The following is a 25,432-nucleotide window of genomic DNA, read 5'->3' on the forward strand; positions in this document are numbered from 1 at the left end:
GCCTAACAGACGTTGGAAACCTGTTAGGCTTTTTTATAAAAAACTAAAACTACTATATTATGAAAATACTATTTGAAGGCTTATATTTTAGATTTAGTCACAAGATGGAGCAACACAGCATCAATATCATGCGGATTTCTCTCGCTGTTGTTTACATTTGGTTTGGTGCTTTAAAAATTTTCGGCATGAGTCCCGCCGGCGAATTAGTAGAACAAACCGTTTATTGGTTTGAACCTGAAATATTCATTCCAATTCTTGGTATTTGCGAAGTACTTATAGGTCTTGGTTTACTTATAAAACGGCTCATTCCTTATACCATTGTATTGTTGTTAATGCATATGGCAGCTACATTTTTCCCTATTTTTATTCTAAAAACCATCTGTTTTGATGCTTTTCCTTACTGTCCTACTTTGGCTGGACAATACATTATCAAAAATCTGATTCTGATTTCTGGAGCTCTTGTGGTTGCAGGGAAATACAATGAAAAATATTATACCGAAATGAATTTGGAATTAAGCGAAAAATAAAATCTTAATCCATTTCAATCAATCAAAGATTCCTTAATTTTATAATTACAGATAGTAAAATACCATTCATTAATCAGTGATCAATATAATCAAATGAAAGCTATACTTTATAAAAGAGCGTCAACTCTAGACGAACTGGAACAAATCAGAACACTACAATTACAAAATAGCTCACAGAATATAAGTTCTGAAGAAAAACTTCAAGAAGGATTTGTTACTGTACAACACTCCGTAGCGTTATTAGAACAAATGAATTCTGCCTGCGCTCACATTGTTTCCAAAGACAATGATATCGTAGTAGGTTTTGCATTGGTAATGCTTTCTAGCTTTAGGAACGAAATTGAGGTTCTTATTCCAATGTTTGAAAGAATCGATGAATTAGTACCTAAAGACAACACCTATGTTGTAATGGGGCAAATTTGCGTAGATAAAAACTACAGAAAACAGGGGATATTCCGAGGACTTTATCATTTTTACAAAGAGGAACTGCACCATGAATTTGATTATTTAATCACTGAAGTTGCTACTATAAACCTTCGTTCCATGCAAGCACACGAAGCCATTGGATTCAAAATAATTGACACTTATCAAGAAGATGGGATTGTTTGGAATATCATGCTTTGGGATTGGACATAAAAAAAGCCTAACATTACGTTAGGCTTTCATTTTGTATTGTAGTTATTACTTTAATCTGCTAAAATAATAACTTTATTGTCTTTCATTTCAATTGTTCCTGAATTGATAGCCAGCGAATAATTTTGAGCATCTAGCTTCGTGAATTTACTCGCCACTTCTTTTGCGAAAGCAAAATTAGAAGCTGTAATTTTCACAACACCTTTTCCTAAAATAGAAACGATTGGCGCGTGGTTATTCAAAATCTGAAAGCTTCCATCAACTCCTGGCAATGTAACTGAAGTTACTTCTGCTGAAAATAATTTTGCTTCGGGTGATACTATTTCTAATAACATATTTCTTTTTAGTTTAAAGTTTAAAGTTTAGAAGTTTAAAGTTACGAGTGAACCTTAAACTTTAAACTTTTAAACTAATTTTAAGCTTCCGCTAACATTTTTTCTCCAGCTTCGATAGCTTCTTCAATAGTACCTTTAAGGTTGAAAGCCGATTCTGGCAAGTGATCTAATTCACCGTCAATAATCATATTAAATCCTTTGATAGTATCTTTAATATCAACTAACACCCCTTTTAATCCTGTAAACTGCTCAGCTACGTGGAAAGGTTGAGATAAGAAACGTTGTACACGACGCGCTCTTGAAACGGCTAATTTATCATCTTCTGATAATTCTTCCATACCAAGTATCGCGATGATATCTTGTAATTGTTTGTATTTTTGTAAAATTTCTTTTACTCTTTGCGCACAGTCATAGTGCTCATCACCTAAAATTTGAGGAGTAAGAATTCTTGAAGTTGAATCCAATGGATCAACCGCAGGATAAATACCTAACTCAGCAATTTTACGAGATAATACTGTTGTTGCATCTAAGTGAGCAAAAGTTGTAGCCGGAGCCGGGTCAGTTAAATCATCTGCAGGAACGTAAACCGCTTGTACAGATGTAATAGAACCTTTGTTTGTTGAAGTAATACGCTCTTGCATCGCACCCATTTCAGTAGCCAATGTTGGTTGGTATCCTACCGCAGATGGCATACGACCTAAAAGTGCCGAAACCTCAGAACCTGCTTGTGTAAAACGGAAGATATTATCCACGAAGAACAATACATCTTTACCTTGATCAGTTCCTGCTCCATCACGGAAATATTCTGCAATAGATAATCCAGAAAGTGCTACACGAGCACGAGCTCCTGGAGGCTCATTCATTTGTCCGAAAACGAAAGTAGCTTTAGACTCTCTCATTCCTGGCATGTCAACTTTAGATAAATCCCATCCTCCATTTTCCATAGAGTGCATAAATTCATCACCGTATTTTATAATTCCTGACTCTAACATCTCACGAAGTAAGTCATTACCTTCACGTGTTCTTTCTCCTACTCCTGCGAATACTGAAAGTCCACCGTGACCTTTTGCAATATTGTTAATCAACTCCTGAATCAATACTGTTTTACCAACTCCAGCACCACCGAACAATCCAATTTTACCCCCTTTTGAGTAAGGCTCAATTAAATCGATTACTTTAATACCTGTGAATAAAACTTCAGAAGAAGTAGATAAATCTTCGAATTTTGGTGCTTGTCTGTGAATAGACATTCCGTTTTCTCCTGTTTTTGGTAAATTACCTAAACCGTCAATTGCATCTCCAATTACGTTGAATAGACGACCGTAAACATCGGCACCAATTGGCATTTGGATAGGGTTTCCTGTTCCAACTACTTCATAACCTCTACTCAAACCATCTGTTGAGTCCATCGAAATGGTACGTACTGTGTTTTCACCAATGTGAGATTGCACTTCAAGTACTAATAAAGTACCATCTTTTTTTGTGATTTCTAACGAATCATAAATTTTCGGAAGTTCAACATCCTTACCGTTGAAAACTACATCAACTACTGGTCCAATGATTTGGGCAACTTTTCCTATTACTTTTGACATTACTTATGTATTTATTAAATAGCTATTTAGGTTTATGAAATAGTACCAACCGAATCGTATCGATTAAATGCTTTTTTCAGAGCGCAAAGATAATTTTTTAAAATATAAAATCAATTATTTTTTTATAAAAAAAGGATATTTTTAATCGATAATGGTGAAATGACTTAGAAACAGACAAAAGATAGCAATATCCTCAAAAATAAAAAACCATCACGTCAAAAAACGGATGGTTTTTATAAAAAAATAAAATTATAATTATTGAATAGTTGCTGGATACAAAATACGATACAAGCCAACATTTATATTTTTGAAGTTAGACCCATACTTCGCATTTATAGCATCTGTAAATAAGTTTGCAATAATAGCGTATCCTCTTGGGCTTGGATGAACTCCATCTAGAGAAAACATCCCTCCTGTTACAAAAGCAGAAGTAGTAGTATAGCCATTATACGTTATGCCACCACTTGCCAATTGATCAGTTACACCTTTCAACTCTACAAAAGCTAATCCTTTTGCATCAGCAACCGCCTTAATAGTTGTATTGTAAGCATCAGTAGCTACTTTTACTTCGGCAATTTCAGCTTTAGTTAACACATCCTTATCTTGCATAGGATACGTTATGCCAAATTTATCTAAGGGCGCTGGAATACCTGTTGGTGCTGAACCAATAACCGTTTGAGCTACTAATACAACTAAATCATCTTTTGTAGCTTGTCTAGCTTGTCCAAAAACCTGACCGTAAAAAGTTGCAGTAGCTACTCCTAGGGTCGGCGTAAAAGCAGCTGTCAATTGAGCCGACAAATTAGGCAAACTTTCATCAACTATCAACAATGGATTAGCCACTGTAGCAGACATTAAATTAATTCTATCACCAGCACCAAAAGCCGTTAACGCTTGTTTTAAAGGCCCATACAACTGAGCATTTAAAGCCGTCACAGTACCCTGACCGACAGCTACATTACCACCACCCAAAACAGAAATTGTTAGCGGATTATAAGGAACTGTGGTAAAATAAGGCAACGCTGTTACGTAAGGCAAATTAGCCACAACACCTTTTGCACCATTTGCCGTCATTGCATTTACTATGTTTGTGTATGCACTAGCAAAAACAGTTGGATCTGTAATATCATTACTTGCATAAGTAGCTGGATTTAAATTCCCAGTTCTATTTACACCTGAACCTCCAGAGGTTGCATAACCTAAAATATCATTCCCACCTATCCATAACGAAAAGAAAGTAGGAGCTTGCGCAACCGCATCAGCCAAAACTGTTGTTGAAGCTGTTGAGGCAAATCTTGCAAAATAAGGATTAGCTTGACCTGTCGCAACTCCTGCAACATTGCCATAACCTGGAGCTACTAAATGATAACTTTTAGCACCGGGAACCCCCATATTATTAAACGGACCTGTTAATTTAGTAGTCACCTCTGTTGAGGGCCTTCCTGAAACAGGAACTGGAGCAGTTCCATTAAAAAACAAACGTTGACCAAGGATTACGTTTCCACCTAGTAAAAGTCCACCAACATTATCAGCCATAAAAGGCGTTTTAAATTCTCCGCCTCCAGCCAAAGCAAATTGCTGTGAAATGATATTAGCATAAGAACCTTCTTGGCCTAATCTAAACAAAGCATTATCACTAAATCCAGCAGCGTAGGAATCCCCTAAAGCTACATACTTAGTTACAACTGCAGTACCTGCAGTTAAAGGTTGTCCGTCAGATGAATTTGCATCTACTACTACTTCGTCTTCATTATTACACGCTACAAATGCTAATGAAGCAAAAAGTAACCATTTGAAATTTTTTATCATTGTTATTCTATTTTAATATGAATGATTCCTTACGGGTTGATTGTCCAAGAAGCAAAGTATTGTTGTCCAATAAGACCTGCTCCTAATACTTGACCATATTCTTTACCTCCAATATTTGAAGCACCTATTTTTAAAGTTGATTTCAAAGAAGGGAAATTATAGTTTAATTGTACGTCTATAACTGTAGCCGATTCTATTGTTCCATCAGCAAAAGAAGACTGCCACAAGTATTCACTATTCCATCTACCACTTACATTAAATCCAAAATTCGGAAATAATTTTTCATTACCAATAGATGCTTTTACACGGTGTTTTGGCGTATTGAAACCAGCTTCAAAACTTGCATCTTTTGATTGATCAAAATTAAATTCAGCATAATTGTAATTTGCTCCTATTTCAAAGTCTTTGTAAACCTTTCTAGACAAACCAACTCCAAAACCTAGTGATTCAATCTCCAAAGGAGTATTAGTATACAATTGAAAAGCCCTCGTATTACCGTTTTGCAAAGCATGTAGCGCTTGTAACCCTTGAGGATTTGCCAATCCACCACCATCTATAGCAGAACCATACAAAGGAGTAACTACATTTAGATTACCAATAAAATTATTATAAACGTTATAATATCCATTGATATCGATAGATGTTTTATTTATAAAAGAACGGTATCCTAATTCAATGGCCTTTACCTCTTCTGGTTTCACTAAATCTACGTTAGTTTTCTGCAATAAAGCAGGGTTCGCCGCTGCTGCAAAAGCTCTAACTGAAGTAGCAGTATAAGAATTATTATAAGCATTTGTCCCATTAATAGTTACTGTATTTCCTCCTGCAAAGGCTTGACCGACAGCCGTAGCAATTGGCAATGTTTCTACAAATCGTGTTAAGTTATCCGGTGCGGAACCTAACAAAATAGCACTTCCAACATTGAATCCAATATATTGATCTTGAGTAGAAGGGTTTCTGAAACCAGTCTGGAAAGAGCCTCTGAAATTATGATTTTTATTTTGACCTCCAGAATACACCAAAGAGATTCTCGGAGAAATATTTCCTTTAAAATTTTGTGCTTTATCATAACGAATAGATCCCGTAAACTTTAAACGATCATCCATCATTTTCTTCATCACCTGCGTATAAGCTCCGTATTCATCATAACGAATTGGACCATCTGCATCAGTATAAATACGACCAAATGAATTCAACTCATATTGTCTGTATGAACCTCCAACTTGGATTTCAGCAAACTTGATCAAATCTTTAAAATTGTAATTTCCATCAGAGTGATAAATTCTTGAATTATCAACTAATTTAGAACCTGTCAAAACACTTGGATCATTAACCACTTGATTGAATGCATTTTTAAACTCAGGGGAACCTGGCAAAAACCTTCCAGTATCTGCCGTAGCTCTAGCGCGAGCATGAGATTGCTCCGGAGTAAAGCCTCCTAAAGTAGATTGTACATAGGCTCCTGCATATTGACCGAACCAAGTAGCATCACTTTTCCATTTTCTATTCACATTAATACCTGTAAACAACATATCATACGATTGACCACCATCTTCAGTTGTAGTGTATCCTCTTAAAAAGAAGTTTTTACCTTTGAATTCAATTTTATGTTGTTGCATAAAGAAATTATTCAAGTAATAACGATTAGCACCTTGATATACGGTATTACCAAAGCCAAATTTACTTTGCACAATTACTTCTAATCTCTCATCTCCAAATGGACGTATATGCAATGAGGCATCGATTTTGGTATTAGAAACCTTATTGTCTGTCAAATCTACTTCATTGTATCCCGTTCTGCTAACATTCGTATTAGGCAATAAATTAACAGCAGAAGCCGGTATTAAATTTTGTGCCGCTAAAGCAGAACCAACACCTTTTATATTAGTAGCAACTTCATCACCATAAATATTAATACCATCATAATCTATTGAATTTCTATCTATACCTTCACGCGTTTTATCATCATAATTTACAGCATGCCATTCTGTACCCCTCATGTATGTAAAGTTAACTTTACCTGCAACATACTTGTTAAATGCTTTTGCCATACGCACACCATAATCAATATAATCATTAGTACCCGCTGCTTTTTGAGTAGTCTGTCCAAATTTTGCATAAGCGGTTATTCCTTGACTTGTAAAAGGACTTCTACTAGACATAAATAAAATACCATTGAATGCATTAGCACCATATAAAGCTGACGAAGCTCCAGGCAGTAATTCAACACTTTGTACATCAATTTCAGACACTCCAATTAAATTCCCCAAAACAAAGTTTAACAATGGTGATGAATTATCCATACCATCAACCAATTGCATAAAACGAGTATTTGCAACAGATGCAAATCCACGCGTATTTATAGATTTAAATGACATACTTGAAGTATTCATTTGAACTTCTTTTAAGTTTTCCAATCCATCATAAAAAGAAGGAGAAGCTGTTTTCTTAATTTCAGCAATTCCCATTCTTTCGATAGTAACTGGCGACTCCAGAACTCTCTCAGGAGTCCTTGAAGCAGAAACTACGATTTCATCCAATTTATTCTCCTCGTCTAAAAGCTTTACAGAAATTTTTTGACCAGCAGAAGAAACATTAATTTTTTGAGATGTAAACCCAACACTCGTAACCTCAATGGTAAAAGGTGGTTTTCTAGACGATTGCAAAACGAAAGAACCATCGATATCAGTAATAGTACCTGAAGTATCTCCAACAATTTTAATGTTGGCTCCAGGAATAGGTTGGTTGTTACTGTCTGTAACAATACCTGAAATTGAATTTTGAGCAAAAGTTAGGCTGCAAAAAAACAATGACAAAAAAAGTAAATACACTCTCATTCGGTTATAATTTGTTGGTTTATGATGCCAAAGTACAAATATTTTTGATATTAATAAAAAAGCGACTAAAAAAATTCATATTTATCAGTTTTTCTACCTCATTAGCTCTTATTCTATATTTATTTTTTATTGTTATATGTTAAAAATTATGTAATAATACTATAATATCATTATGCATGCATACAAAAAATACATTAATCACAAAAAAATTATTAATTATTAGATATTTGATAAAAGTGATAAATGAGATAAAATTTAACGTTTTATTCAATCATTTAAAGCATTTAAAAAAGTCAAAAACCTAAAAAAATATTCAAAAAAAAGCCCCAAAAGAAAATCTTTCGAGGCATAATTTAAAATAGTGTAAAAAATATGTTTTGCAAAAAAAACTATTCCACTGTTACTGATTTTGCTAGATTACGAGGCTGATCAACATTACAACCACGCATAACAGCTATATGATATGACAAAAGCTGCAAAGGAATTGTAGTAATTAATGGCGATAAAGCGTCTGATGTTTCTGGTATTTCAATAACATAATCTGCTAATTCACGCACTTGTGTATCTCCTTTAGTTACTACAGCAATAATTTTCCCACTTCTGGATTTAATTTCCTGAATATTACTTACAATTTTGTCATAGTGTCCTTGCTTTGGCGCAATAACCACTACTGGCATATGTTCGTCAATTAATGCAATTGGCCCGTGTTTCATTTCAGCCGCAGGATATCCTTCAGCGTGAATGTAAGATATCTCTTTAAGCTTCAAAGCACCTTCAAGAGCAACAGGAAAGTTATATCCTCTTCCTAAATAAAGACAATTAGGAGCATCCTTAAAAGTAGAAGCAATTTCTTTTGCCTTTTCGTTAGTCTCCAAAGCTTCTTTAACTTTTTCAGGAATGATTTCTAATTCTTGCAAATAGGTATGAAAATCACTGTTTGATAAAGTTCCTTTAGCTTTTGCTAAACGCAAAGCAATCATAGTCAGAACCGTAATTTGAGTTGTAAATGCTTTTGTAGATGCTACACCTATTTCAGGACCAGCATGTGTATAAGCTCCTGCATGAGTCTCTCTAGAAATAGAAGAACCCACTACGTTACAAACACCAAATACAAATGCACCGTGTTCTTTAGCCAGTTTTATAGCTGCCATAGTATCTGCTGTTTCCCCAGATTGCGAAATAGCGATAACTACATCTTTACTGTTTATTATTGGATTTCTATATCTAAACTCTGAAGCATATTCTACTTCAACTGGAATACGTGCAAACTCTTCAAAAACATACTCTGCAACTAAACCTGCATGCCATGAAGTTCCACAAGCTACAATGATTATCCTCTCCGCATTAAGGAATTTTTCTAAATTATCCTCAACTCCCGCCATTTGAATAATACCCTCATTAGCATGAAGTCTTCCGCGATAGGTATCTTTTATAACACTTGGTTGCTCATAAATTTCCTTAAGCATAAAATGATCGTACCCACCCTTTTCAATTTGCTCTAAATTCATTTGAAGCTCTTGAATATACGGATCAACCAAAGAATCATCTTTGATTTTTCTAATTTTCATTGCTTTGTGCAATCTAATATTTGCCATTTCACCATCTTCAAGATAGACCGCATTAGAAGTATATTCGATAAAAGGCGAAGCGTCCGAAGCAATAAAATATTCTCCTTCTCCTACACCAATTGCTAATGGACTTCCTAATCTGGCAGCAACAATTTCATCTGGATTTTTTTTATCAAAAACAGCAATCGCATAAGCTCCCACTACTTGATTCAAAGCCACTTGAACTGCTTTCCCTAGTTTTAAATGCTCTTTTTTTTGTACTTCTTCAATAAGATTTACCAATACCTCAGTATCAGTATCCGAATGAAAAATATACCCACGTTTTATTAACTCTTCTTTTAAAGGCGCATAATTCTCAATAATACCATTATGAATTATTGCCAAATCGCCTGAATTAGAAAGATGGGGATGAGAATTAACATCATTTGGAACACCGTGCGTTGCCCAACGTGTATGCCCAATTCCTATAGATCCGTTTGTTGTAATTGCTGCTGAAGCTTTATCTTCAAGATCTGAAACCTTACCTTTTGTTTTACAAAGTTTCAATTCTTCTCCATCATACAACATCACACCAGCACTATCATAACCTCTATACTCAAGACGCTTTAATCCCTTTATTACAATAGGATAAGCTTCTCTATAACCGATATAACCAACGATTCCACACATATTTATTTAATTAGGTTTTGTATAATAAATTTCAAGCTTCAACCTCTTATCATCCGCAACTGTTGATTTACCACCAAACAAAATAGTTCCTAAAGGATTCATGACAGATGCTTTTGGAGCTCCAGAAATAAAAGCGTTTGGCGTTCTTAGTTTATGAGAAGCTATTGTTCCAATATCCTCAGTAACTACCAATCCCAACTTTACATTGGTTGAATCTTTATACTTAACAAGATTTCTTATTTGATTTGTAACCCTAATTTTATAAGTTAATCCTCGTTTGCTAGTGGCGTTTATATTTATATTACCATCTAAAATAGTTTTCGATTTCTTAGCATTAGCACTATTTGTTGTAGCGTCTGAATAATAATCAACAATAGGTCGATTATTATTAAAATCATACAAATAAATCCTTTGTGGCTCATAATTGCTCGCCATTGTAGCTGCATCAATATGAAAAACTAAATTTGCCTCGTTAATCAACCATCCACTATTTCTAATCGCTTCTAACTGGCCTGGTGTATCAAAAAGACTTATTACGGCAACTGACCCCTCACCCCCTTTTAGGTACAATTTATCATCACCTTCAGTAGTATTTCCAGTATTTGGCAAAGCATTATAAGCAAGTCCACTATTTGCAAAATCAGTATTCAATAAACTCACTGAATTTCCAGTCATATTAAGAACTATGGTTTTCTTAACTCGTGTAATTGTGGTCACACCAGCCGTTGTAGTTGACAAATCCTCATTATATTTTATAGTGATTTTACCTTCCTTAAAATTCAACATTGCTAAATTTCCTGCGCTGCTTCCTGATTTCTCCATTTTAAAATAAAGCCCTCTAAAGTATTCTTTAAAAACATCATTTGAAGCTAATTTTCCACTTGCTACAGCATCAATTATTTTCGTTTTAAAGTAACCTTTATTCAAATTCAATTGCATCCCCGGAGGAGTTCTTGTAGTCGTAACCACCTTAGTAATTGAATCTGTACTAGTTACTACATGCTCTGCTGGATCAAAGAAAAATTTATCGTTTTGAGCCAAATTCGAATCGTTGTTTAAACGACTCGGAATTTTAATGTTGTCAAATTCTGCATTTTGATTTGTAAAATATTTTTGAGGCTGCAAAAATCCACCAATAGGATCTGCATCTCTCATATAATAACCGGACTCAAAAACACTTAGTTTCATTTCGGCCTTGTCTGGTCCATATATAGAATCCAGCACATACTCATGACTACCATCTGTTTTTGTAACCGTTTTTGATGCATCATAATAATAAGGAACAGTCAAAACAACACTTTCAATATAAGGTCTCGTACTTATTGTTGTTATAAAGGTTGACAAAGTTAATTGAGTTCCAAAATTTGCTGTAGTTTCACCAAAATTTGGATTATTATAAATTCCCAAAGGATTTACCTCAAGACCATTGGATTGTATAGGTCCTGTTTTTTGATTATAAGCTAAAACATCGTACGTTTCTTTTTTGAGATCAAAATTGTTTTCACCAATTAAATCTCCTCCAATTTCATTATAATCTTTATCACAAGAATATAAAAAAACAACACTCGCAACTACCAGAATTTTCTTAAAAAAAGAATTATTGTACATATTTAATAAAAAAGTTTAATTTAAAGAACCTCGTTTCTATAGAAATTAGTATACGCTTCTGCGAATGCATCTTTCGGTGCGAAAGGTAAAAAAGGTTTTCCTGAAGATTCTATATATTTTGTTAAACTTGGAGTCAGGTTTTCTGAGGCAATAATGACTGCATCCGAATGTTTAATAGTTGCCTTGATGATATTTTCGTAGTCAGGAACTTCCAGATCCGAAATTGCTTCATCAGGAATACCGTCAAATTTGACTTTATTAATCATCTCTACATCTAAAGTGCCATCAAAAGATTGCCCGTAAACAGAAGTAACAATCTTTGTCTCTGAAAACAATGCTTCATTTTTATAAAAATGCTTCATGTAAATAGGCAACATGGCGGCCATCCATCCATGAACGTGTATAATATCAGGAACCCAATTGAGTTTTTTTACGGTTTCAACTACTCCTTTTGCAAAAAAAATAGCACGTTCGTCATTATCAGGATACATCACACCTTCTTCATCAGCAAATGTGGCTTTCCTTTTGAAATACTCATCGTTATCAATAAAGTAAACTTGTATTCTTTCTTTTGGAATGGAAGCCACTTTTATAATCAAAGGCATATCCAAGTCGTTCACCACCAAATTCATCCCCGAAAGTCTAATTACTTCGTGCAATTGATGTCTTCTCTCGTTAATATTTCCATACCTTGGCATAAAAATTCTTATCTGTCCGCCTTGATCATTAATCATTTTCGGCACGTCATAAGACATTAAAGAGACCTCATTTTCAGCGAGATAAGGCACCACTTCAGATGATACATATAATATCCTCTTATCTTTCATATTGTAATTTACTTAATTTATTGGCAATAAAAACCATGCAAAATTACAAAATTTTATGCAGTTATTAACTAAAATAGTAAGTTTGCATTTAATTTTAATAATACTGCCATGCCTATTTTCTACGGAAAAGCATCTTTAATCGACTATTTGAAATCAATAAAAACCGTCCATTCCACTATTGGGTTTGTTCCTACTATGGGCGCTTTACATCAAGGTCATTTGGCATTAATGCAAAAATCATTACTAGAAAACGACTCTACCGTTGTGAGTATTTTTGTAAATCCAACACAGTTTAACAATCCTGATGATCTGGCAAAATACCCAAGAACATTGGAAGAAGACGTAAAAAAACTTACTGATTTAAATCCAAATATAATTCTATACGCACCATCTGTTGAAGATATTTATGATGGAAAACCGCTTTCTCAATCTTTCGATTTTGATGGATTAGAAAACCAAATGGAAGGCAAATTCAGACCTGGACATTTTAATGGTGTAGGCACGATTGTAAAACGTCTTTTTGAAATAGTGGAACCAACAAATGCTTATTTTGGCGAAAAAGATTTTCAACAATTGCAAATTGTCAAAAAAATGGTACTTAAAAACCACCTACAAGTAAATGTAATTGGCTGCCCTATATTTAGAGAGGCCAACGATCTTGCCATGAGCTCCAGAAACGAACGCTTATCGACAGAGGAAAGAAAAGAAGCTGCTATTATCTACAAAACACTTATCGTGGCAAAAGAAAAATTTGCAACCAATAGCACTACCGCTATTTCAGAATGGGTTCAAAAATCATTCGACAATAATCCTCGCTTCTCATTAGAATATTTTGTAATTGCTGACGAAGCAACACTTTTACCGTGTACCCGAAAAAATAAAAATAAAAAATACCGTGCTTTCATTGCGGTACTTGTCAATAATATTCGATTGATTGACACCATATCATTAAATTAATTTACTTTTGTAGCATGCAAATTCAAGTCGTAAAATCAAAAATACACCGAGTAAAAGTAACTGGCGCTGATTTAAATTATATCGGTAGCATTACCATAGATGAAGCTTTACTGGAAGCCTCCAATATCATTGAAGGAGAAAGAGTATTCATCGTAAACATCAACAATGGCGAACGCTTTGATACCTATGCCATCAAAGGTGAAAAAAATTCAGGTATCATAACCTTAAATGGTCCAGCAGCTAGAAAAGTGCAAAAAGATGATATCATCATTATCATTTCTTATGCAATACTAGAATTTGAAGAAGCTAAAACCTTCCAACCTTGGATTATTTTCCCTAATGAAAATGACAACTCTTTGACTTAATTGCTCAAAGAATACACCTATACAAATCTGCTTTTTTTTTGAAAAAGATAAATTCTCTATTTTAAAAATAAAAGCAAATGTATTTCATTTCACAAGACACAGCATATCTGATTTTTTAACTCAAATCAGATATGTTAATGTTCTTTCATTTCGTAATTTTAACGCACTACATCTCATTTGATTTTCCAAAGAAACAACTGTGCTTTCAATACCTTAACTTTTGGTGTTTCTTAAATAGAAGTAAATAAAGTATTATATTGCTTTCTTATTTAGATGTATTTTAATTGCTAAACGCTTCAAATTATGAAACAACTACTACTATTCTTATTCTTCTCTGTTACAGCATTTTCACAAAAAACTACAATACCATTCGATTCAAATGCACTAGGCGAAACCCGGGAAATCACAATTGGTTTACCTCCTTCTTTCGAAAAAAATCAAAATAAAAAGTATCCGTTACTTATTTTACTTGATGGCGACTACTTATTTGATCCTTTTTACGGTGCTTTGAATTACGGTGCCTATTGGGATGATTTACCTGAAATGATCGTCGTAGGCATAAGCCAAAACAAAAATAACGAACGCATTGACGACAGCACTTATGACGAAGCAGATGGAGTTCCTTCAGGGAAAGGGGCAAAATTCTTTGAGTTTATTGGTGCCGAGTTACTTCCTTACATCGAGAAAAAATATCCCGTTGCACCATTCCGAATTATTGCTGGACATGATACTACAGCAGGATTTTTAAACTTTTTTCTGTACAAGGATAATCCCATATTCAATGGATACATTTCAATGAGTCCAGAACTAGCTCCCGACATGGAAAACCAAATTCCAGAAAAACTTTCAAATTTAAAACAGCCTGTTTTTTATTACCAATCCAATGGAGATGGCGACATAAAAAGAATCCAAGAATCTATAAAAAAAATGGACGAAAACATAAAACAAGTTACGAATCCTATGTTGAACTACAAGTTCGATAATTTCAAAGGCGCCTCTCATTATTCGCTCGTGCTGTATTCGATTCCAAATGCCTTATACCAATTTTTTGATGCTTATAAACCTATTTCTTCTACTGAATACAGCGACAAAATTGCTATACTTCCATCCGGTTATGTGGATTATTTAATCAATAAATATGCCGCTTTGTCCAAAAGCTTAGGTTTAAAAATACCCATTCGTGTCAACGATTTCAAAGCTATAGAAGCAGCAATTCTAAAAAATAAAGCCTACCCCGAATTAGACAAATTAGCTGAGATTGCCAATAAAAATTATCCAAAATCAATGCTTGCCGATTATGAATTGGGTTTGATGTATGAAAAAATGGGAGATCTAAAAAAAGCAGCCAAACGCTACCAAAGCGCTTCCCAATTAGAGGAAATTGGCGACCTTACAAAAAACATGATGATGGAAAAATACGATGACATGATCAGTCAAACACCAAAAAAATAATGTCAAAAGTAAAAACAACTTTTTTTTGCCAAAACTGTGGCGCTCAATATGCCAAGTGGCAAGGACAATGCAATTCGTGCAAAGAATGGAACACCATTGCGGAGGAAATTATACAAAAACAAGAAAAAACAGCTTGGAAAAGCGAAACTACTTCCAGCAATAAAGCACCAAAACCGTTGCGAATAAACGAAATTGATTCGGCTCAGGAAATCCGAATGGATACTACTGACTCCGAACTCAATCGCGTATTGGGTGGAGGCATTGTTCCTGGCTCATTGATTCTTTTAGGCGGTGAACCCGGCATTGGAAAAAGTACACTTTTGCTTCAAATATCCTTAAAGTTACCGTATAAAACTTTATATGTTTCAGGTGAAGAAAGTCAAAAGCAGATAAAAATGCGTGCGGAAAGAATTACGCCCAGCGGTGATAATTGCTATATTCTTACCGAAACCAAAACCCAAAATATCTTCAAGCAAATTGAATCGATTGAACCGGAAATCGTAATTATTGATTCCATTCAAACCTTGCATACGGATTATATCGAATCCACTCCAGGAAGTATTTCTCAGATCAGGGAAACCACAGCCGAACTGATCAAATTTGCCAAAGAAACCAACATCCCCGTGATTCTAATTGGTCATATTACCAAAGACGGAAATATTGCAGGTCCAAAAATCCTGGAACACATGGTTGACACTGTTTTGCAATTTGAAGGCGATAGAAATCACGTGTATCGCATTTTACGTTCACTAAAAAACCGTTTCGGTTCTACTGCAGAAATTGGCATTTATGAAATGTTAGGCAATGGTCTGCGAGAAGTTTCTAATCCTTCAGAAATATTGATTTCACATAAAAATGAGGAGTTATCCGGAACCGCGATTGCCTCCACATTAGAAGGCATGCGTCCGTTGATGATTGAAATCCAAGCATTGGTAAGCACCGCAGTTTATGGAACGCCACAACGCAGCACTACAGGTTATAATGCCAAAAGACTCAATATGATTTTGGCCGTATTAGAGAAAAGAGCCGGTTTTAGGCTTGGCGCCAAAGACGTTTTCCTCAACATAACGGGAGGAATTTCAGTAGATGATCCAGCGATAGATTTAGCTGTTGTGGCCGCCATTTTATCTTCGAATGAAGATATTGCAGTCAATAAAGATTTTTGTTTTGCAGGCGAAGTGGGACTTTCGGGCGAAATTCGTCCGGTTAACCGCGTGGACCAACGCATTCAAGAAGCCGAAAAACTAGGTTTTTCGACCATTTTCGTATCCAAATACAATAAAATTGCGTTGAAAAATACTGGAATCAAAATTAGATTAGTAGCCAAAATTGAAGACGTGGCGAGTGAGTTGTTTGGATAATATAAAACTATTAAAATGAAGTCTTATCCTGAACACTTACAAATTATCAATACGTTTCATGAACTAGGAGAAACCATTGCAGCCGCTCAATTTTTAATTGAAGAATATGGTTTAGAAAATCCAAATTTTAAAGGCTTTGAATTAAGAGAAAAAGCAAAACCAGAATTTATTTTGATGACCACCGAAGGCGTTTTTGGAGAACCTCAAATCATCCGAATTCCAGAAAACACATTCGAATATCCGCTGACATTAATGCTCAATCTACTGGCGCATGAAATGATTCACGTAAGTCAAAAAACGAAAGAAAACTGGATTGAAGATAAAAATGAAAGAGAATGGCAAGCCTATTACGAAATGCTTTTTCACAAAATATTTCCTCAAATTCCTGAGCTTTCTGATTTTCACAAACGCTTCTTTGCAAAAAAAGCATTAGAATACTATAATCGGATGGGCGAAGGTTCTGAACTTCAATTACAATACGCCAATCAAAAACTGGAAATAGACAATCTCCTGTCGTTTTTGGATGCAAAAACGAAATAAATCTTTACACCACCTTAGCTTAACTTTAACTGTTTTTTTATTTTAAATAAAAAACAACAAATCAGAAAAAGGATTCGTTATTTATTTGTAACTTTATGTATTACAATACTTTACAAAAATGAAACCTTCACACCAAACTATGACTCATTTATACGAACACTTAGGCAAAGTGTTCTATACTATTGCGGCCATAGACAAAACCATTCGTAAAGAAGAAATCGATAAACTGAAACAAATTATAAAAACAGAATGGCTTCCGCTGGAAAACAGCTATAATGAATTTGGCGATGACACTGCGTATGAAATCGAAATTGTTTTTGACTGGCTTGTCGCCAATGAATGGGAATTGGAACAGGTGATTCCCGACTTTAAAATTTTCAAAGCAGAACATCAACACTTGTTCACGCTAGAAATGAATGCTCTAATTCTAAAAACTGCCAATGCTATAGCTACTTCTTTTTCAGGAAAAAATAAATCAGAACACGTTTTAATAAGTCAACTAAGCGCAATTCTTTTACAATAAAACAGTAAAAAATAATCTACTTTAATTTTAAAAAATCAAAGACATGAAAAGACAAACTGGCATTTGGATAGATTCTTCAAAAGCGATAATTGTAGCTCTTGATGGTAATACAGAAAAAATTACTGAGATAGATTCTGAGGTTGAAAACAATGTACATCATAATGATGAAGGTTATAAAGGAACTTCATCAGGAGTGCATCATGGCAATAGTGACAAAAAATTTGACGACCGAAAAAAACAAGAGCTGGATTATTTTATAAAATCAGTGCTGTCTTATGTCAAAAAATCGGATGAACTTATTGTTTTTGGTCCGGCGCAAACAAAAACTAAACTAGAACAAAAATTAATGACGGATCATTTAATTGAACCCGGAAAACTAAAAGCCGTAGAAACAGCAGATAAAATGACCTTAAACCAGATTGTGGAAAAAGTAAGACGCTTTTATAACCCTTTTGAGTATAAAGAACCAAAGCCATAACACTAATTTAGCGGCTATACAATATTTTAGAAACTACAACGCTTTACTGGTTGTAGTTTTTTTATTTAAAAAATCATTTTCCCCAATCAATATTCTAAAGAAAACCATAAAAATCTTTCCTTTAGTATTATTTTCCTTTTCTTTATGGCTGAGATTCCAAGCGCGTTGTATTTTAGATTGTATTACTTATTAAACTGTTTATGAAAACCGGAAAACAAAAATTAATTCTAGCAGCAAAAATACTTTTTGTATTGTTTGTCACTTTAATTATTGCTTTTTATATCTTTCGAGATGCCGTTTTACAACAAACACTGGCAAAAGTTTCCAATGAAATGGAAGTGGATTACAACAGCTCTTTTACAATAAAAAAAGCTTCATTTGACGGATTATCCGGGCTGAATCTTACCGAAATAATTCTGGTTCCAAAAAATGCCGATACCCTTTTTAAAATTCAAAAACTAAAAACCAGTGTCAATTTATGGCATCTCATAACGGGAGATGTTCAACTTGGAACTTTAGAAGTCAAGAACGGTTTTGTCCAGTTAGTAAAAAAAGGGAAAGTGAGAAATTTTGATGCTTTTCTAAAAAAAGACAATCAAACAGAAATACGAGACGAGAAAAGAGATTACGCACAGTTTGCCTACAGAATAATCTCAAAAGCACTGAATTTAGTCCCTACGGATATGATCTTGGACAATCTGTCTTTTAGACTCAATGATAACGGAAAAAAAGCAACCATTAATTTCCAAAAACTGCGATTGGTCAATAAACAACTAGAAACATCTATTCAAGTTCAAACCAATACCATTTCACAACGCTGGAGAATCAAAGGGTTTGCTGATCCAAGAAATAAAAAAGCCGATATCCGTTTCGTCAATATTGATTCGGGTGCCATCCAAATGCCGTATTTAGACGAGCGTTTCAACCTGAAATCAAGCTTTGACTCTATTCGATTGAATATTCAAAACATAGATAGAGATGGCGACGAATTGCATATTGATGGCTTTATGGCTATTGCCAATTTAAAACTCAACCACCCGAAAATTGCCAGCAAAGATGTTATTCTTAAGAATGCTAAATTTGATTATCGATTCTTATTGGGTTCCGATTTTATTTCGATTGACAGTAGCTCAACAGTTCAGTTGAACAAGATAAAATTTCATCCTTACGTAGCTTACGAAACGGAAAAAGATACGATTTACAAACTCAAGGTTACTATCCCAAAAATGAAAGCGCAGGACTTTATAACCTCGCTACCTGACGGTTTATTCACCCACTTTCAGGGAATGGAAGCCAGTGGTACTTTTGATTACAAATTGGATTTTGCCTTCAACCAAAACAAACCGAATCAGCTGGTTTTTGACAGTAAATTGAAGAAAGAAAATCTGAAAATTACAAAATACGGCGAAGCGAATCTCAACAAACTTAATGGCGAATTTGTGTATCGGGCACTTATAAAAAATGTGTTGCAACGTCCTATCTTAGTTGGTTCAGCCAATCCAAATTATACGCCATTAGATCAAATTTCACCATATTTAAGAAAATCCGTTTTAACTACAGAAGATCCTTCTTTCTTTTCGCACCGCGGTTTCATCAGCGAAGCATTCAAACAATCCATAGTCAAAAACATAAGAACCAAAAAGTTTTCACGCGGTGCCAGCACGATCAGCATGCAATTAGTAAAGAATGCTTTTCTGAGTCGAGAGAAAACCGTATCCCGCAAACTGGAGGAAATTTTATTGGTTTACATTCTGGAAAATAACCGGATTGTAAGTAAGGAACGCATGCTAGAAGTGTATTTTAATATTATCGAATGGGGTCCAAATGTATATGGAATTGGTGAAGCAAGTCAGTTTTATTTCCAAAAAACACCTTCGGAATTATCGCTGAACGAATGCTTGTATCTCGCTCGAATTATTCCAAGTCCCAAGAAATTCATGTATCAGTTCAATGATCAAGGGATGTTGAAAGATTTTGCTGTAAAACAAGAATCGTTCTTAACAAATATCATGTTTCGAAGAGGACTTTTGACTCCAGAAGACACTATTTATAAGTCATTACCCATATTAATTTCGGGGCCTGCAAAATCTTTTATCAAATTCAAAGTACAAGACTCCACGCAAATAAAGGTGGATTCTTTAGCCGTTGATGAGGAATTTGATCTTTAATTAAAAACAACCCTATCAGAGTTTTGAACTCTGACAGGGTTTATTACTTTACGGTGCCGGATCAGGAATAACGGCTTGCACTTCATCAATTGCTTTTAGAATTTCATCCGAAAGTGACACTTGAATTGTATCTATATTTTCTTTTAATTGTTCCAAAGTTGTGGCGCCAATAATCGTGCTGGTTACAAACGGTTGCTGTTCTATAAATGCCAAAGACAACTCTGTCAAAGTCAATCCATTTTTTTTGGCGATTTCCTGATACAATCTTGTAGCCTCAGTAGATTGCTCGCTATTGTATCTAGAATATTGTGGAAACAATTTGATTCTGGCATTTGGATGCGCTTCACCAGTAAGGAATTTACCGGACAAAACCCCAAAAGCCATTGGCGAATATGCCAACAAACCTACATTTTCTCTCAAACAAACTTCGGCAGAACCGTTTTCAAAAAGTCGGTTTAATAAGGAATATGGATTTTGAATCGTTTTCACTCTTGGTAAATTATTGTATTTACTTTCCTCTAAAAAACGCATAATTCCCCAAGGATTTTCATTTGAAAGACCGATATGCTTGATTTTTCCTTCTTTAACAAACCCGTCTAATGTTTCCAACACATTGTGAATATTATCTTCCCAAGCATCATCCTGTACTTTAAAACCGCGTTGTCCAAAATAATTGGTTTTGCGTTCTGGCCAGTGCAATTGGTACACATCAATATAATCCGTTTGTAAGCGCAGTAAACTATTATCCAATGCAAATTTGATACTGGCTGGTGAGAAATCTAACTTTTCTCTCATGTATCCAAAATTTGGATTTGGTCCGGCAATTTTCGACGCCAAAACTATTTCTTCTCTCTTTCCAGTTTTTTTAAACCAAGTTCCAAGGATTTTCTCAGTGCTTCCATAGGTTTCCTGACGCGCCGGAACCGAATACATTTCGGCAGTATCAAAGAAATTAACTCCATTTTCTAAAGCAAAATCCATTTGGGCAAGTCCATCAGCTTCTGTGTTTTGTTGTCCAAAAGTCATGGTTCCAAGGCAAATTTTGCTGACTTTTAGATCAGTATTGGGTAAAGTTGTGTATTTCATTTTAAGGAAATTATATTATATTTTCGAAAACAAAGATAAAATTAGTTTGTGGTTTAAATTTACAGTTAACAGAAAATTGAGAAACGTTTATTTAAGACTAAATTCGATATTTAAAAAAATAAACCGCTAATTCGCCAATTAAAAAACCTTCCATCGAAACATAGAATTTGCGAATTAGCGGTAAAAGAAAAGGTCCAAAGTAAAACTCTGAACCTTTCTATCTTTGAACCTTTGAACCTTAATTTATCTCATTCAACATTTCGGCGATTTCGTCTAATCTTGGCGTAAGAATGATTTCTATTCTACGGTTTTTAGCTTTTCCATCAGCGGTTGCATTGCTTGCTAATGGGGAGAATTCTCCTCTTCCAGCCGCAGTAAGATTTTGCTTGTTGATTTTTTTGTTCTCACTCAAAATAGCAACTATTGCTGTCGCTCTTTTGGTTGATAAATCCCAGTTATCGGCAATTGGACCTGAAGCTGTAAACGCATCATCATCCGTATGACCTTCAATAAGTACGGAAATATCTGGGTTGTCGCCCAAAACTTTTGCCAATTCTACAACTGCTTTCTTCCCTTCGGAACCTACAGCCCAACTTCCCGAATTAAAAAGTAATTTGTTCTCCATAGAAACATACACTTTTCCGTTTTTTTGTTCTACTGTCAACCCTTTTCCTTCAAAACTGTTCAAGGCTTTAGATAAGGTTTCTTTTAGTTTTTTCATGCTGGCTTCTTTGGCGGCAATCAAATCTTCTAATTCTTGCAAACGTTGTGCGCTTTTGCTCAATCGCTCTTGTTCTAATGCCAATGCTTTTCCTTTCTCGTCTAATTGATCCAGTAAATCACGGTTTTTCTTCATGTTGCTTTGCAAAGCATCACCGCTATTTTTTTCTAAAGCGGCGTAAGAATCCTGCAAGACTTTGAATTTATTTTGCGCTGCGGCGTAATCTGCTTTCAATTTATCCAGTTCGGCTTTGGATTTACTCAAATCATTTTTTAAACCATCGCGGTCTAATTCTAATTGGTTTTTAGCTTTTAGCAAATCGGCATTTTCATCTGCTAAGCTTCTGTTTTCTTTCTTGGAATCAGTGTATTTACTCTCTAAGTCGTTATATATTTTCTTAGATACACAAGAAGTTGAAAGGGCCAATACTAATAATCCAATGGAAACTCTTCTAATCATTTTTGTTTGTATTTATGTTGTTTCTAATGTTGTTTTGAAAACAAAATTTCAAATTGTATTCGAATGCCCTAGCCCCGATAATCGCTACGTTTCGAGGGAAAAGATTACTCCACCAAGTTACTATTTTTTTGGTGTTCAGTGAATTTCATTTGCAACGGATAGCGGGAAAAGCTCCTGAAAATGTTACTCTATTTCTACCAAAATTGGGCAGTGATCTGAATGTACGGCATCTGATAAAATAACGGCTCTTTTAAGTTTATGTTTTAAAGAATCACTAACTAAATTATAATCAATGCGCCAACCTTTGTTGTTTCCCCTTGCTCCAGCGCGATAACTCCACCAAGAATATTGGTGTGGTTCGTTATTAAAGTGGCGAAAACTATCCACAAATCCAGACTTCATAAATCCGTCAAGCCACGCTCTTTCTTGTGGTAAAAACCCAGAAACATTTTTGTTGCGCACAGGATCATGAATATCGATTGCCTCGTGGCAAATGTTGTAATCTCCGCAAATAATAAGGTTTGGATTTTCTTTTTTAAGTTCGTTGATGTAGGTTTGAAAATCATCCATAAACATAAATTTATGGCCTAATCGGTCAATATTTGTTCCTGATGGCAAGTACAAACTCATCACAGAGAATCCGTCAAAATCAGCCCGAAGATTTCTTCCTTCAAAATCCATGTGATGAATTCCGGTGCCATGAACGACATTATTGGGTTTGATTTTCGAAAGAATCGCTACCCCACTGTACCCCTTTTTTGTTGCTGAATAGTAATACTGGTAAGGATAACCAGCCTTTGTAATGTCGTCTACTGGAATTTGATCCTCAGTAGCTTTAATTTCTTGAAGGCAAATAATATCCGGATTTGCATGCTGCAACCAGTCTATAAATCCTTTAGAAATGGCAGCTCTGATTCCGTTGACGTTGTATGAAATAATTCTCATTGAATATTTTTTTGAAATTCAAATGTAACAAAAAACTAGAAGTTTGATTCAGAAAAATAGAGAAAATGGAGTTTTTTGCTATCTTTGTTTCTTGCTCTAAAAAAAGAAAAAAATACATGGGTTTAGTAACCGCGAAAGAAGTTGCAAAAGCAATAAATGCAGACAAATACGGAGTTCTGGGGACTTTTTCCGGCTGGATGTTAATGAAGGTGCTAAAAATATCTACCTTAAACAAAGTATACAACAGAAATAAACATTTGAAAGATGTTTCATTTTTGAATGGCGTCCTTGATGATTTACAAATAAAATTCGAAATCCCAGAAGAGGATTTAAAACGTTTGCCAAAAGAAGGCGCATATATAACCATTTCAAACCATCCTTTAGGAGGAATTGATGGTGTTTTGTTACTGAAATTAATGCTGGAGAGAGAACCTAATTTCAAAATTATTGCGAATTTTCTTTTACATCGCATTGAACCCCTTAAAAAATACATTATGCCGGTAAATCCTTTTGAAAATCATAAGGATGCGAAATCAAGTGTAGTAGGGATAAAAGAAACTCTGCGCCATTTGAGCGATGGAAAGCCATTAGGAATGTTCCCAGCAGGAGAAGTTTCTACTTATAAAGACGGAAAATTAATGGTAGACAAACCGTGGGAAGAAGGTGCTATTAAAGTCATTAGAAAAGCACAAGTTCCTGTTGTTCCTATTTATTTTCATGCTAAAAACAGCCGATTATTTTATTTACTTTCTAAGATAAGCGGCACGTTTAGAACGGCAAAGCTGCCTTCGGAAGTGTTTAGCCAAAAACGTCGCGTGATTAAAGTGCGTATTGGCAAACCCATTTCCGTAAGTGAACAAAATGAACACACAACGATTGAGGAGTATTCCGAATTTTTAAGAAAGAAAACGTATATGTTGGCGAATCCTTTTGAAAAAGAAAGTCATTTTTTACCAACACCTACTTTAAAAATTCCTAAAAGCCCGAAGAAAATTGTTACTGCCGCTAATCAGGACAAGATGATTAAGGAAGTAGATGCGTTGCGCAGCACTGATTGCCGACTTTTACAAAGTAAAAACTATGAGGTTTTCTTTGCAAGAGCCTCTAAAATCCCAAATATTCTTCATGAAATAGGTCGTTTACGAGAAATAACATTTCGAGAGGTAGGCGAAGGAACAAATGAACCTATTGACTTAGACAAACACGACCAATACTATCATCACCTATTTTTATGGGATGCTGATGCTAATAAAATTGCGGGTGCATACCGAATGGGATTGGGATCAGAAATTTACCCAAAGTATGGTATAAATGGTTTTTACCTCAACGATCTTTTCCGATTTGAACCGGAATTATATGACATGATGCATAAATCCATAGAAATGGGCCGTGCTTTTATCATTAAAGAATACCAACAAAAACCGATGCCACTTTTTCTGCTTTGGAAAGGAATTATGCATACAACTTTGCGCTATCCTGAGCACAAATTTCTACTTGGAGGCGTAAGTATCAGTAATCAGTTTTCTGATTTTTCAAAATCTTTGATGATTGAATTTATGAAGTCCAATTATTACGATCCATATATTGCGCAATATATTCACCCGAAGAAAGCCTATAAAGTAAAACTGAAAGATGCTGACAAGGATTTCATTTTTGATGAAGCGGAATCAGATTTGAATAAATTTGATAAAATTATTGACGAACTGGAGCCGGGCAGTTTGCGTTTGCCAGTTTTGATTAAAAAATACATCAAACAAAATGCAAAAGTAGTTGCCTTTAATGTGGATCCATTGTTTAACAATGCTGTTGATGGATTGATGTACATTCGAATTGCTGATATTCCAGAAAGTACCATGAAACCTGTGATGGAAGAGTTTCAAGCGGAATTAGAACGAAAATTAGCCGATAAAGAAGATTAATACCAAGTTGAAAAACATAAAAAATCCCGTTCTATGAACGGGATTTTTTATAT

The 25,432-nt window shown here is 34.8% G+C and carries 21 protein-coding genes; 11 read left to right on the forward strand and 10 right to left on the reverse strand.

Annotated features, from left to right (window positions below; genetic code table 11):
• Positions 1 to 59 precede the first annotated feature (59 nt).
• Positions 60 to 527: a DoxX family membrane protein gene (locus V5J73_RS14000; protein ID WP_338646588.1), complete on the forward strand. Its 468-nt coding sequence runs from the start codon at positions 60 to 62 to the stop codon at positions 525 to 527.
• Between the two features lie 93 nt (positions 528 to 620).
• Entirely contained in the window at positions 621 to 1,163 is a 543-nt protein-coding gene (locus V5J73_RS14005; protein WP_338646589.1) for a GNAT family N-acetyltransferase, read from the forward strand.
• Between the two features lie 50 nt (positions 1,164 to 1,213).
• Here the strand turns inward: V5J73_RS14005 and V5J73_RS14010 are convergent, their stop codons facing one another.
• The 7 genes from V5J73_RS14010 to V5J73_RS14040 all read right to left on the reverse strand — a co-directional run bounded on the left by V5J73_RS14010 (position 1,214) and on the right by V5J73_RS14040 (position 12,405).
• Positions 1,214 to 1,495: a FoF1 ATP synthase subunit delta/epsilon gene (locus tag V5J73_RS14010; protein ID WP_338646590.1), complete on the reverse strand. Its 282-nt coding sequence runs from the start codon at positions 1,493 to 1,495 to the stop codon at positions 1,214 to 1,216.
• 80 nt (positions 1,496 to 1,575) lie between these two features.
• Complete coding sequence (gene atpD, locus V5J73_RS14015; RefSeq protein ID WP_035668832.1) at positions 1,576 to 3,087, reverse strand: F0F1 ATP synthase subunit beta; 1,512 nt, start codon at positions 3,085 to 3,087, stop codon at positions 1,576 to 1,578.
• Positions 3,088 to 3,342: 255 nt separating this feature from the next.
• Positions 3,343 to 4,896: a G-D-S-L family lipolytic protein gene (locus V5J73_RS14020; protein WP_338646591.1), complete on the reverse strand. Its 1,554-nt coding sequence runs from the start codon at positions 4,894 to 4,896 to the stop codon at positions 3,343 to 3,345.
• Between the two features lie 29 nt (positions 4,897 to 4,925).
• On the reverse strand, positions 4,926 to 7,733 hold the full coding sequence (locus tag V5J73_RS14025) for a TonB-dependent receptor domain-containing protein (RefSeq protein ID WP_338646593.1): 2,808 nt from the start codon (positions 7,731 to 7,733) through the stop codon (positions 4,926 to 4,928).
• Positions 7,734 to 8,122: 389 nt separating this feature from the next.
• Positions 8,123 to 9,970 carry a glutamine--fructose-6-phosphate transaminase (isomerizing) gene (gene glmS, locus V5J73_RS14030; RefSeq protein ID WP_338646594.1) on the reverse strand — a complete coding sequence of 616 codons (1,848 nt, stop codon included), beginning with the start codon at positions 9,968 to 9,970 and terminating at the stop codon, positions 8,123 to 8,125.
• A 6-nt stretch (positions 9,971 to 9,976) separates the two neighbouring features.
• Positions 9,977 to 11,578, reverse strand: a complete 1,602-nt coding sequence (locus V5J73_RS14035; protein ID WP_338646595.1) for a DUF4270 domain-containing protein — start codon at positions 11,576 to 11,578, stop codon at positions 9,977 to 9,979.
• Between the two features lie 20 nt (positions 11,579 to 11,598).
• Positions 11,599 to 12,405 carry a glycogen/starch synthase gene (locus tag V5J73_RS14040; protein ID WP_338646596.1) on the reverse strand — a complete coding sequence of 269 codons (807 nt, stop codon included), beginning with the start codon at positions 12,403 to 12,405 and terminating at the stop codon, positions 11,599 to 11,601.
• 108 nt (positions 12,406 to 12,513) lie between these two features.
• On the opposite strand from V5J73_RS14040, the gene panC reads away from it, so the two are divergent.
• From panC to V5J73_RS14080, 8 genes are all read left to right on the forward strand, one after another.
• Positions 12,514 to 13,362, forward strand: coding sequence for a pantoate--beta-alanine ligase (gene panC / locus V5J73_RS14045; protein WP_338646598.1), 849 nt, complete (start codon positions 12,514 to 12,516; stop codon positions 13,360 to 13,362).
• Between the two features lie 14 nt (positions 13,363 to 13,376).
• Positions 13,377 to 13,727, forward strand: a complete 351-nt coding sequence (gene panD, locus V5J73_RS14050) for an aspartate 1-decarboxylase (protein ID WP_338646599.1) — start codon at positions 13,377 to 13,379, stop codon at positions 13,725 to 13,727.
• Between the two features lie 303 nt (positions 13,728 to 14,030).
• Entirely contained in the window at positions 14,031 to 15,179 is a 1,149-nt protein-coding gene (locus tag V5J73_RS14055) for an alpha/beta hydrolase (protein WP_338646600.1), read from the forward strand.
• Positions 15,179 to 16,540, forward strand: a complete 1,362-nt coding sequence (gene radA / locus V5J73_RS14060; protein ID WP_338646601.1) for a DNA repair protein RadA — start codon at positions 15,179 to 15,181, stop codon at positions 16,538 to 16,540. Before V5J73_RS14055 ends, radA begins: the two co-directional genes overlap by 1 nt.
• Positions 16,541 to 16,555: 15 nt before the next feature.
• On the forward strand, positions 16,556 to 17,080 hold the full coding sequence (locus tag V5J73_RS14065) for a hypothetical protein (RefSeq protein ID WP_338646602.1): 525 nt from the start codon (positions 16,556 to 16,558) through the stop codon (positions 17,078 to 17,080).
• Between the two features lie 118 nt (positions 17,081 to 17,198).
• On the forward strand, positions 17,199 to 17,603 hold the full coding sequence (locus tag V5J73_RS14070) for a hypothetical protein (RefSeq protein ID WP_338646603.1): 405 nt from the start codon (positions 17,199 to 17,201) through the stop codon (positions 17,601 to 17,603).
• A 43-nt stretch (positions 17,604 to 17,646) separates the two neighbouring features.
• A complete protein-coding gene (locus tag V5J73_RS14075) occupies positions 17,647 to 18,081 on the forward strand; it encodes a hypothetical protein (protein ID WP_338646604.1) in 435 nt (144 codons plus the stop codon).
• A 200-nt stretch (positions 18,082 to 18,281) separates the two neighbouring features.
• On the forward strand, positions 18,282 to 20,249 hold the full coding sequence (locus tag V5J73_RS14080) for a biosynthetic peptidoglycan transglycosylase (protein ID WP_338646605.1): 1,968 nt from the start codon (positions 18,282 to 18,284) through the stop codon (positions 20,247 to 20,249).
• Between the two features lie 48 nt (positions 20,250 to 20,297).
• Here the strand turns inward: V5J73_RS14080 and V5J73_RS14085 are convergent, their stop codons facing one another.
• The 3 genes from V5J73_RS14085 to V5J73_RS14095 all read right to left on the reverse strand — a co-directional run bounded on the left by V5J73_RS14085 (position 20,298) and on the right by V5J73_RS14095 (position 23,460).
• Positions 20,298 to 21,335, reverse strand: a complete 1,038-nt coding sequence (locus V5J73_RS14085; protein ID WP_338646607.1) for an aldo/keto reductase — start codon at positions 21,333 to 21,335, stop codon at positions 20,298 to 20,300.
• 238 nt (positions 21,336 to 21,573) lie between these two features.
• Positions 21,574 to 22,515 (reverse strand): OmpA/MotB family protein, encoded by a 942-nt coding sequence (locus tag V5J73_RS14090; RefSeq protein ID WP_338646609.1) that lies wholly within the window; start codon positions 22,513 to 22,515, stop codon positions 21,574 to 21,576.
• Positions 22,516 to 22,698: 183 nt separating this feature from the next.
• Positions 22,699 to 23,460, reverse strand: a complete 762-nt coding sequence (locus V5J73_RS14095) for an exodeoxyribonuclease III (protein WP_338646611.1) — start codon at positions 23,458 to 23,460, stop codon at positions 22,699 to 22,701.
• Positions 23,461 to 23,576: 116 nt separating this feature from the next.
• Between V5J73_RS14095 and V5J73_RS14100 the strand changes: the two genes are divergently transcribed.
• Positions 23,577 to 25,379: a lysophospholipid acyltransferase family protein gene (locus tag V5J73_RS14100; protein WP_338646613.1), complete on the forward strand. Its 1,803-nt coding sequence runs from the start codon at positions 23,577 to 23,579 to the stop codon at positions 25,377 to 25,379.
• Positions 25,380 to 25,432: the final 53 nt, after the last annotated feature.

The organism is Flavobacterium sp. KS-LB2 (genome assembly GCF_036895565.1).
Taxonomy (GTDB): Bacteria; Bacteroidota; Bacteroidia; order Flavobacteriales; family Flavobacteriaceae; genus Flavobacterium.